This window comes from Bradyrhizobium sp. SZCCHNS3016 (assembly GCF_032484535.1).
GTDB lineage: Bacteria > Pseudomonadota > Alphaproteobacteria > Rhizobiales > Xanthobacteraceae > Bradyrhizobium.
In genome coordinates this window covers 325,365-343,038 of record NZ_JAUETE010000002.1, presented here as the reverse complement: position 1 = coordinate 343,038, position 17,674 = coordinate 325,365, and the positions used below count along the sequence as shown (strand labels likewise).

The following is a 17,674-nucleotide window of genomic DNA, read 5'->3' as shown; positions in this document are numbered from 1 at the left end:
TCGTCAGCGCGCCCGCGTCAGCGCCAGCCACACGCCGCCGCCGATCATGAAGCCGCCGGAGATGCGCGACACCAGCCGGGTCCGCCTGGCCGAAAACAGTTTTCGCGCACGGCCCGCGAGCAGCGCATAGATCGCGTCGGTGAGACCCGCAATCAACATGAAGGTGACGCCGAGCAAACCGACCTGCGGCACGTGATCCCGGCTCATGTCCATGAACTGCGGCAGGAAAGCGCCGAAGAACACCATCACCTTCGGGTTCGAGAGCAGCACCAGCAGCCCCTGCAGGAAAAAGCCGCCGCGCGGCGGCGGTGGCGGCGCCTCGCCCGCAGAGATCCCCTCGATCGGCGAGCGGATGAGCTGAATGCCGAGCCACACCAGATAGGCCGCACCGATCAGCCGCACCCATTCGAACCAATAGCCCATCGTGGCCATCAGCGACGTCAGGCCGACGGCGACGATGCCGATCGCGATCGCCAGCCCGGTCTGCACGCCGGCGATATTGATGAGCGCGGCGCGGGTCCCGTGGCGCAGACCGTTGGCGATCAGCAGCGTAACGACGGGACCCGGCAGCAGCGCGAGCCCGATACAGGCGGCGACGAAGGCGAGATAGACTTGCAGGGACATGAGGCGCCTCGATGCGAATGAGGCGCTCACTAATGCACGACATGTCTGCAGAGGGAAGCCCGCTTGTCCTCGCGCGATCCACACCGCAGCGCTCTTGACACGCAACCATTTGGTTGCCTATTCTTTCTCACATGGATGATGTCTTCAAGGCGCTTGCGGACGGCTCACGACGCGCCCTGCTCGACAGGCTCCACGCGCGGAACGGGCAAACCCTGACCGAGCTCTGCGACGGCCTCGCGATGACGCGACAGGCCGTGACCAAGCACCTTGCCATTCTGGAAGCGGCCAATCTGGTCGCGACCATCCGGCATGGCCGCGAGAAGCTGCACTATCTCAATCCGGTGCCGATCCATCACATCGGGGAGCGCTGGATCAAGAAATTCGAGCGCGACAAGCTCGCCGCGCTCAGCGAGTTGAAGCGGCAATTGGAGGAGCGCGATGAGTAAGCCCGAATTCGTCTACGTCACGTATATCGCGACGACGCCCGAGAAATTGTGGGAGGCGCTGACATCAAACGAATTCGCGAAGCGCTACTGGTTCGGCACCGAACTGCATTCCGACTGGCGCGTCGGCTCGCCGTTCGCGCTGGTGACCGACGGGATGACGACGGATGTCGGCCAGATTCTGGAGTTCGATCCGCCACGCCGGCTCTCCTACACCTTCCAGCACGTCCTGAAAGACGAGTTTCGCAACGAGCAGCCGACCAAGGTCGTGTTCGCGATCGAACAGCACGGCAACTCCGTCAAGCTGACCCTGACGCATGAAGGCTTCGAAGGGGCGGGGAGATTGCTCGATGCGGTTTCCAACGGCTGGCCCGCGATCATGTCCGGCCTAAAAAGTCTGCTGGAGACCGGAACCGCGCTGGCGATCCCGATGTCAGCGCTCGGCAAAGGAGGCTGAGCGATGGATCTTGCAAAGTTCAAGCCCGCCACCGTCTACACGATCTACATCGCCGCCAGCCCTGAGAAGGTGTGGCAGGCGCTGACCTCGGCCGAGTTCAGCCGGCAATATTTCTTCGGCTTCGCGGTTGAAGCCGAACTGAGGGCGGGTGGCGCCTTCATCGTGCGCGCGCCGGACGGCTCCGAACACATCAGCGGCCAGGTGATCGTCTGCGAGCCGCCGCACCAGCTGACCGTCACGTGGGACGTCAACTGGCCCGGCCTCGTCGAGGCACTGGGCCGCACGCTCGTGACCTATGAGATCGAACCGGCCGGCGACGCCGTCCGTCTCACGATGACTGAAGCGCACGAGCGGCCGCTCTCCGACGACATCCTGTCCGGCGGACGCCAGGGCTGGCCGGCCATCCTGTCGAGCCTCAAGAGCGTGCTCGAGACGGGCAAGCCGCTCGCGGTGAAGATGACGCCGCCGACGCACATGCTGGCGGCCCTGAAGGCGATGGGGATTGCAGTGCCTTAAACGACAAGGCCTGCTACGACACCGCGGCGATCTGTGGGATGCTGGCGAGGACGGCGCCGACCTGGACCGCATTGCTCAGCATGCCACCCCAATGCAGCCAGCGCAGCCGACGCACGGCCGTCGCATCGCCGGAATCCCTGTCGCGGATGCGCGCGTCCATCTGCCGCAGAAACCAGCGGCGCGAGAACAGCGCGAACGCCGCGATCAGGCCAATGCCCAGCCCCAGAACGGGGCGGCCGTCGGCCAGCACGGCGAGCGCGCCGATGCCGCCAGCGATCGAAAGCGCCACGAAGTAGGAGTCGAACATGCCGCGCAGGAGCCGGGTGACCGGCACGATGTCGAGCCGCACCAGCAGAAAGGCCGGCGCGGCCAGCAGCAGATAGAACATCGGCAGCAATAAGACGATCGTGGCAAACAACGCGATGTTGTCCGGCATCATCCTCCTCCGACATTGGGGCCGGCCGACGATTGGCGAGCCGCGGTTCGAACCAAACCCGTGCGATCGTCGCGACAGTCCTGGCCTTACGCCGGAGCTACGATCCGGCGGTACAGATGCCAGGTCGCATGGCCCAGCACCGGCACAGTGACCAGCAGCCCCAGGAAGTACGGCAATGCCGAGATGATCAGCAGCACGGTGATGACGGCGGCCCAGCCGATCATCGGGCCGGGACTGGTCACGACCGCGCGCACGCTGGTGATCATCGCCGTCACGAAATCGACGTCGCGCTCCAGCAGCAGCGGAAACGATACGACCGTGAGCGAGAACAGCACCAGCGACAGCGCGGCGCCGTCGAGATTGCCGATCGCCAGGAAGAGCAGACCCTCGTTGGTCGTCAGCACCACGGTCATGAACTCCTTGATGCTGGAGAACGAGGCATTGAGCCCGAGCAGCAGCGCGATCAGGAGGCGCACTTGGTACATCCAGATAATGAAGAAAAATAGCGTCACGAACGCCATCCAGGCAATCTCGCCGCGTGACGTGATCGTGCGCCAGATCGCGCCATAGGTGATCGGCTGGCCTAGCTCGCGGCGGCGACTGACCTCGTAGAGACCGATCGCGACGAACGGGCCGATCAGCGCAAAGCCCGCGGCCAACGGATAGGCCAAGTAGACCATGCCGAACGCGGTGACGCAGAGCACGATGCTGATGCCGCCGAGCACGTAGATCAGCCCGAAAGCAAGGCCGAACATGGGCTGAGCCTGAAAATCACGGAGGCCTTGCGTCAAGGCTTCGGCGATATCGGCCGTCGTGATGCGGCGCACCACGGGATCGGATCGTCCCGAGACGGATGCGGTCATCGGCGTACCCTCCTGACTGTTCTTGTTGGCGATGATGCTAACAGCGGTAGGGCGAGGATTTCAATTTCAACTTGTAGGCAGCGGACAGAGTCTAAGCCGTGGCGTCCCGTGAGGCGAGATGCGAAGCCGCGCGGCGCCGCAGGTCCTCTTCCCCGTCCTTACGAGGCGAGAGCTGGGGTCAGGCGCGGCCACATCCGACGCATGTTGTTGGACCCGTGCTCGTCACCAAGCGGGGGAGGCCTCGCAAGCCGCGCCATCGGGCTCGCACGGCAGCAAGCTCGCCCTACCCCCGCGCCCGCAACTCGCGCCTCAGCACCTTGCCGGTCGCCGTCATCGGCAGGGTGTCGGTGAATTCAACGTGGCGCGGGTATTCGTGCGCAGCGAGCTTCACCTTGACGAAGTCCTGGATCTCTCGCGATAGAGTGTCATTTGCAACGAAGCCGGGCCGCAGCACGATCCACGCCTTGATGGCCTCGGTACGCACCGGGTCGGGAATGCCGACGACGGCCGCCAACGCGACTGCCGGGTGCTTGAGCAGCGTGTCCTCGATCTCCGCCGGGCCGATGCGATAGCCGGCCGACGTGATGACGTCGTCCTCGCGGCTCGCATACCAGAAATAGCCGTCGTCATCCTGGGTGCCGAGATCGCCGGTCAGCAGCACGTCACGAGCGAACTTCTTCTGCGTCGCCTCCGGATTGCGCCAATATTCGATCATGGTGCAGGGATTGGGCTGGCGCACGCCGATGATGCCTCTCTCGCCGCGCGGCAGCTCCTCGCCCTTGTCGTTGACGATCAGCACCTCGAAGCCCGGCGTCGCCTTGCCCATCGAGCCCGGCCGGATCGGAAACAGCTTTGCATTGTTGCCGACGACGAGATTGCATTCGGTCTGGCCGTAGATCTCGTGCGCGTCGATGCCGAATGTCGCGCGCACCCAGTCGAGCAGTTCGGCGCCGAGCGACTCGCCGCCGGTGAGGATGCTGCGCAGCTTGACGCCCTCGTGCTTGACATTGGCCTGGCGCATCAACTTCAGCGCGGTCGGGGGCAGGAACACGTTGCGGACGGCGTAGTCCGCCATCAGTTGCATTGCGGCCTGCGGCTCGAATTTCCTGGCGCGATAACCGATCACCGGGATCGCGTGATACCATGCGGGAAACAGCGCATCGAACAGGCCGCCGATCCATGCCCAATCCGCCGGCGTCCACATGACGTCGCCGGGCTTCGGCAGGAAGCCGTGCACCATCTCGACATTGGGCAGGTGGCCGAGCAGTACGCGATGCGCGTGCAGCGCGCCCTTGGGATTTCCGGTCGTACCCGACGTGTAGATGATGATGGCAGGGTCGTCGCTCGACGTGGCGACGGTCGGGAATTGATCCGAGGCGCGCTCCAGCGTCGGCCAGAAGGCTCGGGCGCCGAGGCCGTCGCCGTCAGTGACATAGATCGTCTTGAGTTCCGGCAGGTGGTCGCGAATGCGCGCAAGCTTCGCTAGGCCCGTGGCGTCGGTGACGACGACCTTGGCGCCGGAATTCTGCAGCCGGAATTGCAGCGCGTCCTCGCCGAACAGCGTGAACAGCGGCACGGAGACGAGACCGGCGCGGAACGCCGCGAGATGGACGACCGGCAGCTCCAGCGACTGCGACAGGAACACCGCGACGCGGTCGCCCTGCGCGAGACCATCGGCCTTCAATACGTTGGCGAAGCGACAGGAGTAATCGCGCAGCTCATCGAATGAGACGCGCCGGGCGGCGCCGTCCTCCTCGACGACGATCAGCGCGAGGCGGGCGGAGCCATCGGCGTGGCGATCGCAGGTCGCGACCGCGATGTTGAACTGCGCGGGGATGTCCCAGCGGAAGTCGCGAGTGAGCTGTTCGTAGTCGGACGTTTCCTTGAGCATTGTTCTCTCCGTCATGGCCGGGCGAAGACCCGCCTGCGGGGCCGAAGCCCCTTCGGCGCGGCGACGGCCCGGCCATCCACGTCTTTACTCTTGATGATAGTCTTAAAGACGTGGATGCCCGGAACAAGCCCGGGCACGACGATGTGGGGCGGCTCGGCGCTTCGCGCGGCCTAGCCCGACAGCGCCGCCTTCACCAGTGCGCTCGCCTTGGCAAAATCCATCTGTCCCGTGTACTTCGCCTTCAGCACGCCGATCACCTTGCCCATGTCCTTCATGCCGGCGGCGCCGGTCTCAGCGACGGCGGAGGAGATGGCCGACTTCACCTCATCGTCGCTCATCTGCTTCGGCAGATAGGCCGAGATGACCGCGATCTCCTCGCGCTCGCCGGCGGCGAGCTCGGCGCGGCCGCCCTTTTCATACAGCTCGACCGACTCCTGACGCTGCTTGATCATCTTCTGCAGCACCGCGAGCACGTCGGCGTCGGTCAAGGGCGGCTTGCCTTCGCCGCGCGCGGCGATGTCGGCGTTCTTCAAGGTCGAGTTCACCATGCGAAGGGTGGACAGCTTGCGCTCGTCCTTGGCCTTCATCGCCTCCTTGACCGCATTGTTGATGTCGTCGCGCAGCATGATCTCGCCCTCTCAAAATCCATTGGCGCTGGTCTAGGCGGTTCGCCCACCCGAAACAACACGGTTCCGCATCCGTTCCGGTCGGATGCCTCGAAACTCCAGCCAAATTGACCGATATCGCGTGTGAATCGGCCGCTTCCCGCTTTGACGCCGCGCGCCAGGGGCACTATGTAGAGGCCTCATGACACACATCGATACTGACGCCGCCTGGCCGGACCATAAACCGACCGCGCTCCTCGTGCTCGCCGATGGAACGGTGCTGGAAGGCTACGGCCTCGGCGCCGAAGGCCATGCCGTGGGTGAGGTCTGCTTCAACACCGCAATGACCGGCTACGAGGAGATTCTCACCGATCCGTCCTATGCCGGCCAGCTCATCACCTTCACCTTCCCGCATATCGGCAATGTCGGCACCAACGACGAGGATATCGAGACGGTGAACATGGCGGCGACGCCGGGCGCGCGCGGGGTGATCCTGCGCACCGCGATCACCGACCCCTCAAATTATCGCGCGACGCGCCATCTCGACCAGTGGCTGCGCGCGCGCGGGATCATCGGGCTGTCCGGCATCGACACAAGGGCGCTGACCGCGCTGATCCGTGCCAAGGGCATGCCGAACGCCGTGATCGCGCATGCCAGGGACGGCAACTTCGATCTCGATGTGCTGAAGAAGGAAGCGCGGGAATGGCCCGGCCTGGAGGGCATGGACCTCGTGCCGATGGTGACCTCCGCCCAGCGCTTCACCTGGGACGAGACCCCCTGGGTGTGGAACGTGGGTTTCGGCCAACAGACCAATCCGGAATTCAACGTCGTCGCGATCGACTACGGCATCAAGCGCAACATCCTGCGCCTGCTCGCCGGCGTCGGCTGCAAGGTGACCGTGGTGCCGGCGACGACGCCCGCCGAGGACATCCTCGCGATGAAGCCGGACGGCGTGTTCCTGTCGAACGGACCGGGTGATCCCGCGGCGACCGGCAAATATGCCGTGCCGGTCATTCAGCAGGTGATTTCGTCGGGCACGCCGACCTTCGGCATCTGCCTCGGCCATCAGATGCTCGGGCTTGCGGTTGGCGCCAAGACCAAGAAGATGCATCAGGGCCATCACGGCGCCAATCATCCGGTCAAGGACGAGACCACCGGCAAGGTCGAGATCACCTCGATGAACCATGGCTTCGCGGTCGACCAGGACACGCTGCCATCGGGCGCGACGCAGACCCACATCTCGCTGTTCGACGGCTCCAATTGCGGCATCCAGCTCGAAGGCAAACCGGTGTTCTCGGTGCAGTATCACCCGGAAGCGTCGCCCGGCCCGCGCGACTCGCACTATCTGTTTCAGCGCTTCGCCGAGCTGATGCGCGAAAAGAAGCGCAGCGCAGCCTGAGGCCGCCAGCTCGACGACACTCGACATGCCCGGGCTGGTCCCGGGCATTTTTCTGTCCGCAATCTTGTGATCGCCGGCATCTGTTTTGCCCTCGATCTTTTCGCACCGCATTCATATGATGATCATCATACATTGGAGATCGACGATATGAGCGAGACGGATCTGCGCGGTGAATTCGGCGTGGTGCCCCTGGCGGTGCTGGCCTCGATGCCCGGGCTCGATTTCGTGCGCGGCATCTTTGCCGGGACTTTGCCGCAGCCGCCGATCATGCAGACGGTCGCGCCGTTCGACTGTAGCGCCGAGCCCGGCCAGGTCGTCATGCACAGCGTGCCGGCCTTGCGGCATTATAATCCGATCGGTTCGGTGCATGGCGGCTACGCCGCGATCCTGCTGGATTCCGCGATGGGGCTCGCCGTCCACACGATGTGCCCGCAGGGCAGCGGTTACACCACGCTGGAATTCAAGGTCTCCTTCATCAAGGCAATGACCGAGACCACCGGCATCGTGAGAACGGAGGGCAGGACGCTGTCGTTCGGACGCCGCGCCGCGACCGCCGAGGCACGCATCGCCGATTCGCAAGGGCGCCTGCTGGCGCACGCCACCACGACTTGCCTGGTGTTCGAGCTGCCCAAGGCGTGAGCCTGGAACGGCGGCCGCGCAGGCCGGTTGATAGGGCGAGGCCCCATCCTTTGTTCCGAGGTCGCCATGCCTGCCGCCCCCTCGCCCCGCGTCAAGTCGATCGAACCGCTCAGCATCGTGTTCGCGGATGACGGCCTGGTGCCCAACGATCCGATGCCGCTCCTGGTCTACAAGAGCGTCATCGATCTGGACGGCGCCGATCCGGCGGCCGACATCGAGCGCGTGTTCGCTGCCAACGGCTGGGGCAGCATGTGGCGCAACGGCGTCTACGACTATCTGCACTATCATGCGACGGTGCACGAGGCTCTGGGGGTTGCCAGCGGAACCGCGCGTGTCCGCTTCGGCGGCGATCGCGGTCGGGAGCTGGAGCTCAGGCCCGGTGACGTCGCCATCCTGCCGGCCGGCACTGGACATCAATGCATCGCTGCCAGCAGCGATTTCTGCATCGTCGGCGCCTATCCGCCCGGACCGAAGATGCAGGTCACGCGGCCGACGCCGGAGAACCACGCCCGCGCATCGAAAACCATTCCGGAGGTGCCGCTGCCCGCGACCGATCCCGTGCTCGGCGCGGGTGGCCCACTCACGCGCCTGTGGCAGCAGGCGCGCTGATCAGGCGCAATACAGCCGATACAGCGTCTGCAGGATCTCGCGGACCTCGCGGCTCGCCAGCCGATAGTAGATGGTCTGGCCATCGCGCCGGGTGGCGACGAGATCGAGCGCGCGCATCTTGGCGAGATGCTGCGACAGCGCCGCCTGTCGCAACCCGACCTGCTCGGCGAGATCGCCGACTGCGCGCTCGCCGTCGATGAGGTTGCAGAGCACCATGAGGCGCTTCGAATTCGCCATGGCAGCGAGCAGGCCGGCCGCCTCCTCCGCCTTGTCGTCGAGCGCCGCCACCATGGTCTCGCGGGTTTTGCGCCTGGCCTGTGTTGTCATCATTGTTACTTCTTCAATTTCGTATATATGCAATAATGCACATGATAGCCGATTGCAACATGCGCCCGACGAGGGAATCAAAGGGACGATATGATCACGGAGTATACGGCGGTTACGGCGCTCGCAGGCGGCGCCCTCATCGGCGCTGCAGCCGTCATGCTGATGGGCCTGACCGGCCGCATCGCCGGCGTCAGCGGCATTGCCGCGCGGCTGTTGCCGCCCTGGGACGGCGCGCTCGCTGGCCGGCTCGCCTTCATAGGAGGGCTGGTCGCGGCCGCCCTTGCAGTCCGCATCGTCAGCGGGAGCCTGCCGCCGCTGAAGCTGGAGGTCGGTCTGATCGATATGGTTGCAGCCGGGCTGCTCGTCGGCTTCGGGGCGGTCTGGGGCAACGGCTGCACCTCGGGTCATGGCGTCTGCGGCATCGCCAGCCTGTCGCCGCGCTCGATCGTCGCCACGCTGATATTCATGGCCACCGCGGTCGCGACCACCTTCCTCGTTCGCCACGTGCTGTGAGACATCATGATCATCTTCATCCAGTTCATCGTCGGCCTCGTCTTCGGTCTCGGGTTGCTGCTCTCGGGCATGTCCAATCCGGAGAAGGTGCTCAACTTCCTCGATTTCGGGGCGATCCGCTCCGGCGGCTGGGATCCGAGCCTGATCCTCGTGATGGCTGGAGCGGTCGGAGTCAGCTTCGCCGGCTTTCGATTGGTTTTGCGGCGCCGGCGTCCCGTGCTCGGTGACCAATTCCACCTGCCATCCTCGCAGACGCTGGATTGGCGGATCGCAACCGGCCCTGCCGTCTTTGGCATCGGCTGGGGCCTCGCCGGCATCTGCCCGGGCCCGGCCTTCGTGGCGCTCGGCTACGGCTCGCCTGCCATCGTCCTGTTTGTCACGGCCATGATGATCGGAATGGCCGCAGCCCGCATGCTCGCGAGCCGCCGGCCCTCGTTCGCGGCGGTCGCTTCAGAATGAGGGAGGCTTGAATGTCCGGCATTCCACATCCGGTCGACCTGTCGGTGAAACCCGAGGTCACACCGTTCTTCGATCCCGCCACCAACACCGTCAGCTACGTGGTCAAGGACCCAGGCTCGCGGGCCTGCGCCGTGATCGATTCGGTCATGGACATCGACTATGCCTCGGGTCGCATCGCGCCCCATTCCGCCGACAAGATCATTCGCCTGATCGAGGATCGCGGCTGGCAACTGGACTGGCTGATCGAGACCCATGTCCATGCCGACCATCTGTCGGCGGCGTCCTACATCCAGTCAAGGCTGGGCGGCAGGATCGGCATCGGCGCCAATATCAGGATGGTGCAGGAGACGTTCGGCAAGATCTTCAACGAAGGCACCGAGTTTCAGCGCGACGGCAGCCAGTTCGACCGCCTGTTCCATGATGGCGATACCTACCGGATCGGCGCAATGACTGCCTTCGCCATGCTTACGCCGGGTCACACGCCGGCCTGCATGACTCATGTGATCGGAGACGCCGCCTTCGTCGGGGACACGCTGTTCATGCCGGACGGCGGCTCGGCACGTGCCGACTTTCCCGGCGGCGATGCCCGCACGCTGTATCGCTCGATCCGCCGGGTGCTGGAGCTGCCTGACGCGACGCGGCTGTTCATGTGCCACGACTACGGTCCGAATGGCCGCGACATTCGCTGGGAAACGACAGTGGCCGAGCAGCGCGCGCACAACATCCACGTCCGCGACGGCATCACCGAGGAGCAGTTCGTCGCCGCCCGCGAGGCGCGCGACCGCACCTTGAACATGCCCAAGCTGATCATCCCGTCGTTGCAGGTGAACATGAAGGCGGGACGGCTGCCGACGCCCGATCAGGACGGCCGGCGCTTCCTGAAAGTGCCGCTCAACGCGCTCTAAGTCACCCCGTCCCACCGAGCACGCGGCAGACGTCGCGGCTCGGCTTTCCCATTTGGCAGCGTCCGCACCCCGGCGCGGCATGCCATGCCGGAGCATCACAGGATGACGTTGTCCGCTGCCGAGCTTGCGCTCGGCTCGCTGTCCGGCTCTTTCGTCGGATTCACGCTCGGCCTGATCGGCGGAGGCGGATCGGTGCTGGCCGTGCCGCTCATGGTCTATCTGGTGGGCGTCGGCAATCCCCACGTGGCGATCGGCACGAGCGCGGTCGCCGTGGCGATCAACGCGGCGGCCAATCTCGCCAATCATGCCCGCTCCGGCAACGTCAAATGGCGTTGCGCGCTGGTGTTTGCTGCAACGGGCGTGGTCGGCGCCTTCGCGGGCTCGACGCTCGGCAAGATGGTCGACGGCCAGAAGCTGCTGCTGCTGTTCGCCCTGGTCATGATCGTGATCGGCCTCTTGATGCTGCGCAAGCGCGGCACGGACAGCCAGCTGGACGTCAAGCTTTCACGCGACAATCTATTGCCGCTATTGGCATTCGGCTTCGGCACGGGAATGCTGTCCGGCTTCTTCGGCATCGGCGGCGGTTTCCTGATCGTTCCGGCTCTGATGTTTGCGACAGGCATGCCGATCCTCTACGCGATCGGCTCCTCGCTCGTGTCCGTCACGGCGTTCGGACTGACGACCGCAGCAAACTACGCGCTGTCGGGACTGGTCGACTGGGCGCTGGCGGCGACCTTTCTCGTCGCCGGCATCGCCGGTGGCCTGGTCGGTGCGAAGCTGGCCGCTCGCCTGTCCGGTACGCGCGGCACCCTGAACAAGGTGTTTGCCACCGTGGTGTTCGTGGTGGCGGCTTACATGATCTATCGGAGTTGGTCGGCACTCGGCCACTTCGGATAGTGCGGCGTGGATATGAGCCGGAGCCGGCATCGAGGCCGGACCGGCGCCCCACGTCCTCGCAGGGCGCCTGGAGCTCAACTCAACGCGGGCCCGCTTATGCCGCGTTGCTGCCTTCCTGGCGGCTCGCTTCGAACAAGAACCAGGTGCGGCGTTCGGTCTCGTCGATGAAGGTCTCCAGCAATCCCGCGGTGGCCGGATCGTCATTGTCGTCGCACAGCCCGTGCGCCTTCCGCATCGCAGCCGCGACGTGCTTATTGTCCTCCATCAACTCCCGCAACATCTCGCGCGGCGGCACATACTCCTCGTTGTTGTCCTTGATGGTCTGCAGCTTGCTGATCTGGCTGATCGATTTCAGCGTGGTGCCGCCGAGCTTCCGCACCCGCTCGGCCAGTTGGTCCGTGGTGGCAAAGATCGCGTCCGACTGCTCGTCCAGCATCTCATGGTAGTCATGGAAATGCCGTCCGCTGACGTGCCAGTGGAAGTTCTTGGTCTTCAGATAGAGCGCAAAGGCATCCGCAAGCAGCGTGTTCAATGCCGTCGAGATCTTGTTCACGGCGTCCGGGGACAGATCGGTCGGGGTATCGAGCTCGGGGGCGGTCTTGTCGGTCTTTGCTTTACTCACGGCCTAACCTTCCTGTTAGAAGCAGCGATGGACACGGGTGATCGGACCCGTTAACGCTCGCTGACCCCTCCAGTTCCGATCAAGGAACTGTGTTTGCCGGAACACGCCATGGACGACTGGATCGACTATTACGATTCCACGCACACGATCTATGCGAGCAAGCTGCATCGCGACCTGCACTTCCAGGGGATTGCGCGCGACATCGTCGGCTATATTCCCTCGCCCGACGCGGTCGTTCTCGACTATTCCTGCGGAGAGGCCTTATCGGCCGCCAAGGTCGCCGACGCATGCATGACGCTGATCCTGGCCGAGCCGGCGCCGGGCGTGCGCGGCCGGCTGATCGCGCGTTTCGCGCCCAACACCAAGATCCGCGTGCGCTCGCTGGACGAGCTGCGCAACATGCAGGAAGGCTCGATCGACCTCGTCGTCATGAACTCCGTGGCGCAGTACATGAGCGAGGCGGAATTCGACGCGGCCCTTGCCGTGATCAGGCGGCTGCTGAAGCCGTCGGGAAAGTTCATCCTCGGCGACGTCCTGCGTCCGGACGTTGGCATGGGCCGTGACGTGCTCGCGCTGCTGATGTTCGCCGCACGGGACGGCTTCCTCAAGGATGCCCTGGTCGGGCTGGTCGCCACGGCGCTGTCGGATTACCGGCAACTGCGCACCAAGGTCGGCCTGCAGCACTACAGCGAGGCCGAGATCCTGGCGAGGCTGAAGAAGGCCGACCTCAGCGCCGTCCGGGCGCCCAAGAATATCGGCCACAATCCCTGGCGGATGACCTTCGTGGCTCGGCCGATGACGGGAACCGGGTGACCGCGTGGGCCGACCAGCCCGCCGCAACTGCCAACATCAAGCAACTGGATTAGGGTTAACTGAAACACGGGCTGGCTCACGCGGCCGTGAGAGGTAAGATCACCCTCGGCCCGGTGGCGGAAGCTACGACGCGAAGAGCGGTGCAACGCTCTTGAACCTGGTTCAAGTCCAGGCCGGGCCTCCAGCCTTCGCTGCTGCGCAGCTTCGGCTCGGCGAGCCAGCGACGGCAGGGCGCCCCTCCGCCCCTCTCCGCCAAATTGGCCGTTGATTTCGGCCCAAAACCCTTTTCGCTCAGAGGAAACTGGTCTAAAGACCGCTCGCGCGCGAGCACTGGTCGCGCCTGGGCCTTACGGGGACGCGCGATACGCGCGCCCTTTTTTTGTGCCCAATTCCTGCCCGTTCCTTGCCCGTGAGCTTGAATGCCGAAACGAACCGACATCTCGACCATCCTGATCATTGGCGCCGGTCCGATCGTGATCGGCCAGGCCTGCGAATTCGACTATTCCGGTACGCAGGCGGTGAAGGCGCTGAAGGAGGAGGGCTATCGCGTCGTCCTCGTCAACTCCAATCCGGCCACGATCATGACCGATCCGGAGCTGGCCGATGCGACCTATATCGAGCCGATCACGCCCGAGATCGTCGCCAAGATCATCGAGAAGGAACGCCACGTCATCCCCGGCGGCTTCGCACTGCTGCCGACCATGGGCGGGCAGACCGCGCTGAACTGCGCGCTGTCGTTGCGCCGGCAGGGGACACTGGAGAAGTTCGACGTCGAGATGATCGGCGCCACGGCTGATGCGATCGACAAGGCCGAGGACCGCCAGCTATTCCGCAACGCGATGGAGAAGATCGGGCTGCAGACGCCGAAGTCGCGGCTCGCCAACGCCTCCGCGCTGAAGAAGCAGTACCGCGACAAATATCTCGCCGAGCGCGAGAAGCTGTCCGGCGCCGAGCGCGACGAGCTCGACCGGCAATGGACGCTTGGCGAGAACGAGCGCCGCAAGCGCTACCAGGAGCATGCGCTCGGCCAGGCGCTGATGGCGCTGTCCGAGATCGGCCTGCCCGCGATCATCCGTCCCTCCTTCACGATGGGCGGCACCGGTGGCGGCATCGCCTACAACAAGGAAGAATATCTCGACATCATCGAGCGCGGTCTCGACGCCTCCCCCACCAACGAAGTGCTGATCGAGGAATCGGTGCTCGGGTGGAAGGAGTACGAGATGGAGGTGGTCCGCGACAAGAAGGACAACTGCATCATCATCTGCTCGATCGAGAACCTCGATCCGATGGGCGTGCACACCGGCGACTCGATCACCGTCGCGCCGGCGCTGACGCTGACCGACAAGGAATACCAGATCATGCGCGACGCCTCGCTGGCGGTGCTGCGCGAGATCGGCGTCGAGACCGGCGGCTCCAACGTGCAGTTCGGCGTCAACCCGGCCGACGGCCGCATGGTCGTGATCGAGATGAATCCGCGCGTATCGCGCTCCTCGGCGCTGGCCTCCAAGGCGACCGGCTTCCCGATCGCCAAGGTCGCGGCCAAGCTCGCGGTCGGCTACACGCTGGACGAGATCGCCAACGACATCACCGGCGGCGCGACCCCGGCCTCGTTCGAGCCGACCATCGACTACGTCGTCACCAAGATCCCGCGCTTCGCATTCGAGAAATTCCCGGGCGCCTCGACCACGCTGACGACCTCGATGAAATCTGTCGGCGAGGTGATGGCGATCGGGCGCACCTTCCAGGAGAGCCTGCAGAAGGCGCTGCGCGGTCTCGAGACCGGCCTCACCGGCCTCGACGAGATCGACATCGAGGGACTCGGACGCGGCGACGACAAGAACGCGATTCGTGCCGCCTTGGGCACCCCGACGCCGAACCGCCTGCTCCAGGTCGCGCAGGCGATGCGGCTCGGCTGGTCGGACGAGGACATCTTCAACTCCTGCAAGATCGATCCCTGGTTCCTGGCGCAGATGCGCGGCATCGTCGAGATGGAGGACAAGGTGCGCCGGCACGGCCTGCCGCCGAACGCGACCGGCATGCGCTCGCTGAAGGCGATGGGCTTCTCCGACGCACGGCTCGCGGTGCTCGCCGACACCACGGAAGCCGAGGTCGCCGCCAAGCGGCAGGCACTCGGCGTCCGCCCGGCGTTCAAGCGCATCGATACCTGCGCGGCGGAGTTCGCTTCGCCCACCGCCTACATGTATTCGAGCTACGAAACGCTGTTCGCAGGCCAACTCGCCGACGAGAGCGCGCCGTCCGACAAGAAGAAGGTGATCATTCTCGGCGGCGGTCCGAACCGGATCGGCCAGGGCATCGAGTTCGACTATTGCTGCTGCCACGCCTGTTTCGCGCTGTCCGACGCCGGCTTTGAGACCATCATGGTCAACTGCAATCCGGAGACGGTCTCGACCGACTACGACACCGCCGACAGGCTCTATTTCGAGCCGCTGACCTCCGAGGACGTGCTGGAGATCATCGCGACCGAGCGCAAGAACGGCACCGTGCACGGCGTCATCGTGCAGTTCGGCGGCCAGACGCCACTGAAGCTGGCGCGTGCGCTGGAGGCGGCCGACGTGCCGATCCTCGGCACCTCGCCGGAGGCCATCGACCTCGCCGAGGACCGCGACCGCTTCAAGCGCGTCCTCGACAAGTTGCATCTGAAGCAGCCGAAGAACGGCATCGCCTATTCGGTCGAGCAGGCCCGCCTGGTGGCGGCCGATCTCGGGCTGCCGCTGGTGGTGCGCCCGTCATACGTGCTCGGCGGCCGCGCGATGCAGATCATCCGCGAGGACAACCAGCTCAGCGACTACCTGCTCGGCACCCTGCCCGAGCTGGTGCCGGCCGACGTCAAGGCGCGCTACCCGAACGACAAGACCGGCCAGATCAACACGGTGCTGGGCAAGAACCCGCTGCTGTTCGATCGCTATCTGTCGGACGCGACCGAGATCGACGTGGACTGCCTTTCCGACGGCAAGGACACCTTCATCGTCGGCATCATGGAGCACATCGAGGAGGCCGGCATCCACTCCGGCGATTCGGCCTGCTCGCTGCCGCCGCATTCGCTCGACGAGGCGACCATCGCCGAGCTGGAGCGGCAGACCCGCGAGCTGGCGCTCGGGCTCGACGTCGTCGGCCTGATGAACGTGCAATATGCGATCAAGGACGGCACGATCTACGTGCTCGAGGTCAATCCGCGTGCCTCGCGCACGGTGCCCTTCGTCGCCAAGGTGGTCGGCACGCCGGTCGCCAAGATCGCCGCCCGAATCATGGCCGGCGAGAAGCTCGCCGATTTCGGCCTGAAGAAGCGCGCGCTCAAGCATGTCGGCGTCAAGGAATCGGTCTTCCCGTTCGCCCGTTTCCCGGGCGTCGACACCGTGCTCGGCCCGGAGATGCGCTCGACCGGCGAGGTGATGGGCATCGACCGCTCGTTCGCCGTGGCGTTCGCCAAGAGCCAGCTCGGCGGCGGCACACGCGTGCCGCGCAAAGGCACGGTGTTCGTGTCAGTACGTGAAAGCGACAAGGCGCGCATCACCGAGGTGGTGCGGATGCTGTACGAGCTCGGCTTCAAGGTGGTGGCGACATCCGGGACCCAGCGCTTCCTGACCGACCAGGGCGTGCCGACCGAGAAGATCAACAAGGTGCTGGAGGGACGGCCGCACATCGTGGACGCCATCACCAACGGTGACATCCAGCTGGTCTTCAACACCACCGAAGGCCCGCAGGCGCTGGCCGACAGCCGTTCGCTGCGGCGCGCTGCCCTCTTGCATAAAGTGCCGTATTACACCACTCTTTCGGGTGCCGTGGCGGCCGCGCAAGGCATCCGTGCCTATCTCGGGGGAGACCTTGAGGTCCGCACCCTGCAGAGTTACTTTTCCGAAAACTAATCGCAGCGCGCGGGCGAACGCCCGCTAAGCGGTTGGCAACAATCGGCAATAGAAGCTTTCAGGAACCCGCCGCCCCGTTCGATGTTGTACCGGCCTTTGACGGGACGGTCTTGCCGGGCCTTCAGGCTTTGCTTTGAGCCGCAAAGGCCTATTCTGAAGCTGCTGATCGTGCGCGCCCCCGCCCGCACGACTGAAGGACGAGAAGAGATGGTGGAAAAGGTTCCCATGACTTCGATGGGCTACGCCGCGTTGGAGAACGAGCTCAAGCAGCGCCAATCGGTGGACCGTCCGCGCATCATCGAACATATCGCGGAAGCGCGTTCGCATGGCGACCTGTCCGAGAACGCGGAATATCACGCCGCCAAGGAAGAGCAGTCTCACAACGAGGGCCGCATCGCCGAGCTCGAGGACAAGCTCGCGCGCGCCGACATCATCGATGTGACCAAGCTCTCCGGCGACACGATCAAGTTCGGCGCGACGGTGACCCTGATCGACGAGGACACCGAGAAGAAGGCGGTCTGGCAGATCGTCGGCGAGGTCGAGGCGGACGCCAAGAAGGGCAGGATCTCGATCACCTCGCCGCTGGCGCGCGCGCTGATCGGCAAGAAGATGGGCACCACCGTCGAGGTCATGGCGCCCGGCGGCGCCAAGTCCTACGAGATCGCCAAGGTCGAGTGGCGCTGAGGACCCGAGGCACCGGAGCGGTGCCTGTGACCGTTCGGACGAAACCAAGGGCTGCGCGAAGGCGCGGCCCTTCGTCGTTTGGCCGGCC

The 17,674-nt window shown here is 65.0% G+C and carries 20 protein-coding genes and 1 tRNA gene; 14 read left to right on the top strand and 7 right to left on the bottom strand.

All coding sequences use genetic code 11. From position 1 onward, the window contains the following. Positions 1 to 3 precede the first annotated feature (3 nt). A complete protein-coding gene (locus tag QW881_RS05860; RefSeq protein WP_315736389.1) occupies positions 4 to 624 on the bottom strand; it encodes a LysE family translocator in 621 nt (206 codons plus the stop codon). A 131-nt stretch (positions 625 to 755) separates the two neighbouring features. Between QW881_RS05860 and QW881_RS05855 the strand changes: the two genes are divergently transcribed. Genes QW881_RS05855 through QW881_RS05845 form a run of 3 tightly spaced genes read left to right on the top strand, consistent with a single transcriptional unit; the run spans position 756 to position 2,040 of the window. Further along, positions 756 to 1,070 carry a helix-turn-helix domain-containing protein gene (locus QW881_RS05855; RefSeq protein WP_315758784.1) on the top strand — a complete coding sequence of 105 codons (315 nt, stop codon included), beginning with the start codon at positions 756 to 758 and terminating at the stop codon, positions 1,068 to 1,070. Beyond that, positions 1,063 to 1,524: an SRPBCC family protein gene (locus tag QW881_RS05850; protein WP_315758785.1), complete on the top strand. Its 462-nt coding sequence runs from the start codon at positions 1,063 to 1,065 to the stop codon at positions 1,522 to 1,524. Before QW881_RS05855 ends, QW881_RS05850 begins: the two co-directional genes overlap by 8 nt. A gap of 3 nt (positions 1,525 to 1,527) precedes the next feature. Further along, on the top strand, positions 1,528 to 2,040 hold the full coding sequence (locus QW881_RS05845) for an SRPBCC family protein (RefSeq protein WP_315758786.1): 513 nt from the start codon (positions 1,528 to 1,530) through the stop codon (positions 2,038 to 2,040). 13 nt (positions 2,041 to 2,053) lie between these two features. Here QW881_RS05845 and QW881_RS05840 read toward each other — a convergent pair whose 3' ends face one another. From QW881_RS05840 to QW881_RS05825, 4 genes are all read right to left on the bottom strand, one after another. Further along, the gene (locus QW881_RS05840) at positions 2,054 to 2,476 is read right to left on the bottom strand and encodes a hypothetical protein (RefSeq protein ID WP_315758787.1); all 423 of its coding nucleotides are present in this window, start codon (positions 2,474 to 2,476) and stop codon (positions 2,054 to 2,056) included. Between the two features lie 86 nt (positions 2,477 to 2,562). Next, positions 2,563 to 3,339: a DUF2189 domain-containing protein gene (locus tag QW881_RS05835; RefSeq protein ID WP_315758788.1), complete on the bottom strand. Its 777-nt coding sequence runs from the start codon at positions 3,337 to 3,339 to the stop codon at positions 2,563 to 2,565. Positions 3,340 to 3,622: 283 nt separating this feature from the next. Beyond that, on the bottom strand, positions 3,623 to 5,230 hold the full coding sequence (locus QW881_RS05830; protein ID WP_315758789.1) for an acyl-CoA synthetase: 1,608 nt from the start codon (positions 5,228 to 5,230) through the stop codon (positions 3,623 to 3,625). A gap of 170 nt (positions 5,231 to 5,400) precedes the next feature. Beyond that, the gene (locus QW881_RS05825) at positions 5,401 to 5,856 is read right to left on the bottom strand and encodes a GatB/YqeY domain-containing protein (RefSeq protein ID WP_315736383.1); all 456 of its coding nucleotides are present in this window, start codon (positions 5,854 to 5,856) and stop codon (positions 5,401 to 5,403) included. Between the two features lie 181 nt (positions 5,857 to 6,037). Here QW881_RS05825 and carA point away from each other — a divergent pair, with 181 nt between their 5' ends. From carA to QW881_RS05810, 3 genes are all read left to right on the top strand, one after another. Next, a complete protein-coding gene (carA, locus tag QW881_RS05820; protein ID WP_315758790.1) occupies positions 6,038 to 7,234 on the top strand; it encodes a glutamine-hydrolyzing carbamoyl-phosphate synthase small subunit in 1,197 nt (398 codons plus the stop codon). 147 nt (positions 7,235 to 7,381) lie between these two features. After that, a complete protein-coding gene (locus tag QW881_RS05815; RefSeq protein WP_315758791.1) occupies positions 7,382 to 7,873 on the top strand; it encodes a PaaI family thioesterase in 492 nt (163 codons plus the stop codon). A gap of 66 nt (positions 7,874 to 7,939) precedes the next feature. Continuing rightward, a complete protein-coding gene (locus tag QW881_RS05810; RefSeq protein WP_315758792.1) occupies positions 7,940 to 8,482 on the top strand; it encodes a cupin domain-containing protein in 543 nt (180 codons plus the stop codon). Here QW881_RS05810 and QW881_RS05805 read toward each other — a convergent pair whose 3' ends face one another. Next, complete coding sequence (locus QW881_RS05805) at positions 8,483 to 8,809, bottom strand: metalloregulator ArsR/SmtB family transcription factor (protein WP_315758820.1); 327 nt, start codon at positions 8,807 to 8,809, stop codon at positions 8,483 to 8,485. 90 nt (positions 8,810 to 8,899) lie between these two features. Here QW881_RS05805 and QW881_RS05800 point away from each other — a divergent pair, with 90 nt between their 5' ends. The 4 genes from QW881_RS05800 (at position 8,900) to QW881_RS05785 (ending at position 11,583) form a co-directional block, all read left to right on the top strand. Next, positions 8,900 to 9,322: a YeeE/YedE family protein gene (locus QW881_RS05800; RefSeq protein ID WP_315758793.1), complete on the top strand. Its 423-nt coding sequence runs from the start codon at positions 8,900 to 8,902 to the stop codon at positions 9,320 to 9,322. 6 nt (positions 9,323 to 9,328) lie between these two features. Then, positions 9,329 to 9,781: a DUF6691 family protein gene (locus tag QW881_RS05795; RefSeq protein ID WP_315758794.1), complete on the top strand. Its 453-nt coding sequence runs from the start codon at positions 9,329 to 9,331 to the stop codon at positions 9,779 to 9,781. Positions 9,782 to 9,792: 11 nt separating this feature from the next. Next, on the top strand, positions 9,793 to 10,686 hold the full coding sequence (locus QW881_RS05790; protein WP_315758795.1) for an MBL fold metallo-hydrolase: 894 nt from the start codon (positions 9,793 to 9,795) through the stop codon (positions 10,684 to 10,686). A gap of 102 nt (positions 10,687 to 10,788) precedes the next feature. Further along, the gene (locus QW881_RS05785; RefSeq protein ID WP_315758797.1) at positions 10,789 to 11,583 is read left to right on the top strand and encodes a sulfite exporter TauE/SafE family protein; all 795 of its coding nucleotides are present in this window, start codon (positions 10,789 to 10,791) and stop codon (positions 11,581 to 11,583) included. Between the two features lie 94 nt (positions 11,584 to 11,677). Here QW881_RS05785 and QW881_RS05780 read toward each other — a convergent pair whose 3' ends face one another. Next, positions 11,678 to 12,205 (bottom strand): DNA starvation/stationary phase protection protein, encoded by a 528-nt coding sequence (locus QW881_RS05780; RefSeq protein WP_315717516.1) that lies wholly within the window; start codon positions 12,203 to 12,205, stop codon positions 11,678 to 11,680. A gap of 108 nt (positions 12,206 to 12,313) precedes the next feature. Between QW881_RS05780 and QW881_RS05775 the strand changes: the two genes are divergently transcribed. The 4 genes from QW881_RS05775 (at position 12,314) to greA (ending at position 17,586) form a co-directional block, all read left to right on the top strand. After that, positions 12,314 to 13,018 carry a class I SAM-dependent methyltransferase gene (locus tag QW881_RS05775; RefSeq protein WP_315736374.1) on the top strand — a complete coding sequence of 235 codons (705 nt, stop codon included), beginning with the start codon at positions 12,314 to 12,316 and terminating at the stop codon, positions 13,016 to 13,018. A gap of 107 nt (positions 13,019 to 13,125) precedes the next feature. Continuing rightward, a tRNA-OTHER gene (locus QW881_RS05770) sits at positions 13,126 to 13,202 on the top strand. A 235-nt stretch (positions 13,203 to 13,437) separates the two neighbouring features. Next, on the top strand, positions 13,438 to 16,902 hold the full coding sequence (gene carB / locus QW881_RS05765; RefSeq protein WP_315758798.1) for a carbamoyl-phosphate synthase large subunit: 3,465 nt from the start codon (positions 13,438 to 13,440) through the stop codon (positions 16,900 to 16,902). A 207-nt stretch (positions 16,903 to 17,109) separates the two neighbouring features. Then, on the top strand, positions 17,110 to 17,586 hold the full coding sequence (greA, locus tag QW881_RS05760; protein ID WP_315758799.1) for a transcription elongation factor GreA: 477 nt from the start codon (positions 17,110 to 17,112) through the stop codon (positions 17,584 to 17,586). Positions 17,587 to 17,674: the final 88 nt, after the last annotated feature.

Coding starts and splice junctions, on each gene's coding strand:
- QW881_RS05805 (WP_315758820.1), bottom strand. CDS start 8,809: ATGACAACACAGGCCAGGCGCAAAACCCGCGAGACCATGGTGGCGGCG.
- QW881_RS05840 (WP_315758787.1), bottom strand. CDS start 2,476: ATGCCGGACAACATCGCGTTGTTTGCCACGATCGTCTTATTGCTGCCG.
- QW881_RS05855 (WP_315758784.1), top strand. CDS start 756: ATGGATGATGTCTTCAAGGCGCTTGCGGACGGCTCACGACGCGCCCTG.
- QW881_RS05835 (WP_315758788.1), bottom strand. CDS start 3,339: ATGACCGCATCCGTCTCGGGACGATCCGATCCCGTGGTGCGCCGCATC.
- QW881_RS05810 (WP_315758792.1), top strand. CDS start 7,940: ATGCCTGCCGCCCCCTCGCCCCGCGTCAAGTCGATCGAACCGCTCAGC.
- QW881_RS05830 (WP_315758789.1), bottom strand. CDS start 5,230: ATGCTCAAGGAAACGTCCGACTACGAACAGCTCACTCGCGACTTCCGC.
- QW881_RS05795 (WP_315758794.1), top strand. CDS start 9,329: ATGATCATCTTCATCCAGTTCATCGTCGGCCTCGTCTTCGGTCTCGGG.
- carB (WP_315758798.1), top strand. CDS start 13,438: ATGCCGAAACGAACCGACATCTCGACCATCCTGATCATTGGCGCCGGT.
- QW881_RS05790 (WP_315758795.1), top strand. CDS start 9,793: ATGTCCGGCATTCCACATCCGGTCGACCTGTCGGTGAAACCCGAGGTC.
- QW881_RS05785 (WP_315758797.1), top strand. CDS start 10,789: ATGACGTTGTCCGCTGCCGAGCTTGCGCTCGGCTCGCTGTCCGGCTCT.
- greA (WP_315758799.1), top strand. CDS start 17,110: ATGGTGGAAAAGGTTCCCATGACTTCGATGGGCTACGCCGCGTTGGAG.
- QW881_RS05845 (WP_315758786.1), top strand. CDS start 1,528: ATGGATCTTGCAAAGTTCAAGCCCGCCACCGTCTACACGATCTACATC.
- QW881_RS05815 (WP_315758791.1), top strand. CDS start 7,382: ATGAGCGAGACGGATCTGCGCGGTGAATTCGGCGTGGTGCCCCTGGCG.
- carA (WP_315758790.1), top strand. CDS start 6,038: ATGACACACATCGATACTGACGCCGCCTGGCCGGACCATAAACCGACC.
- QW881_RS05775 (WP_315736374.1), top strand. CDS start 12,314: ATGGACGACTGGATCGACTATTACGATTCCACGCACACGATCTATGCG.
- QW881_RS05850 (WP_315758785.1), top strand. CDS start 1,063: ATGAGTAAGCCCGAATTCGTCTACGTCACGTATATCGCGACGACGCCC.
- QW881_RS05800 (WP_315758793.1), top strand. CDS start 8,900: ATGATCACGGAGTATACGGCGGTTACGGCGCTCGCAGGCGGCGCCCTC.
- QW881_RS05825 (WP_315736383.1), bottom strand. CDS start 5,856: ATGCTGCGCGACGACATCAACAATGCGGTCAAGGAGGCGATGAAGGCC.
- QW881_RS05860 (WP_315736389.1), bottom strand. CDS start 624: ATGTCCCTGCAAGTCTATCTCGCCTTCGTCGCCGCCTGTATCGGGCTC.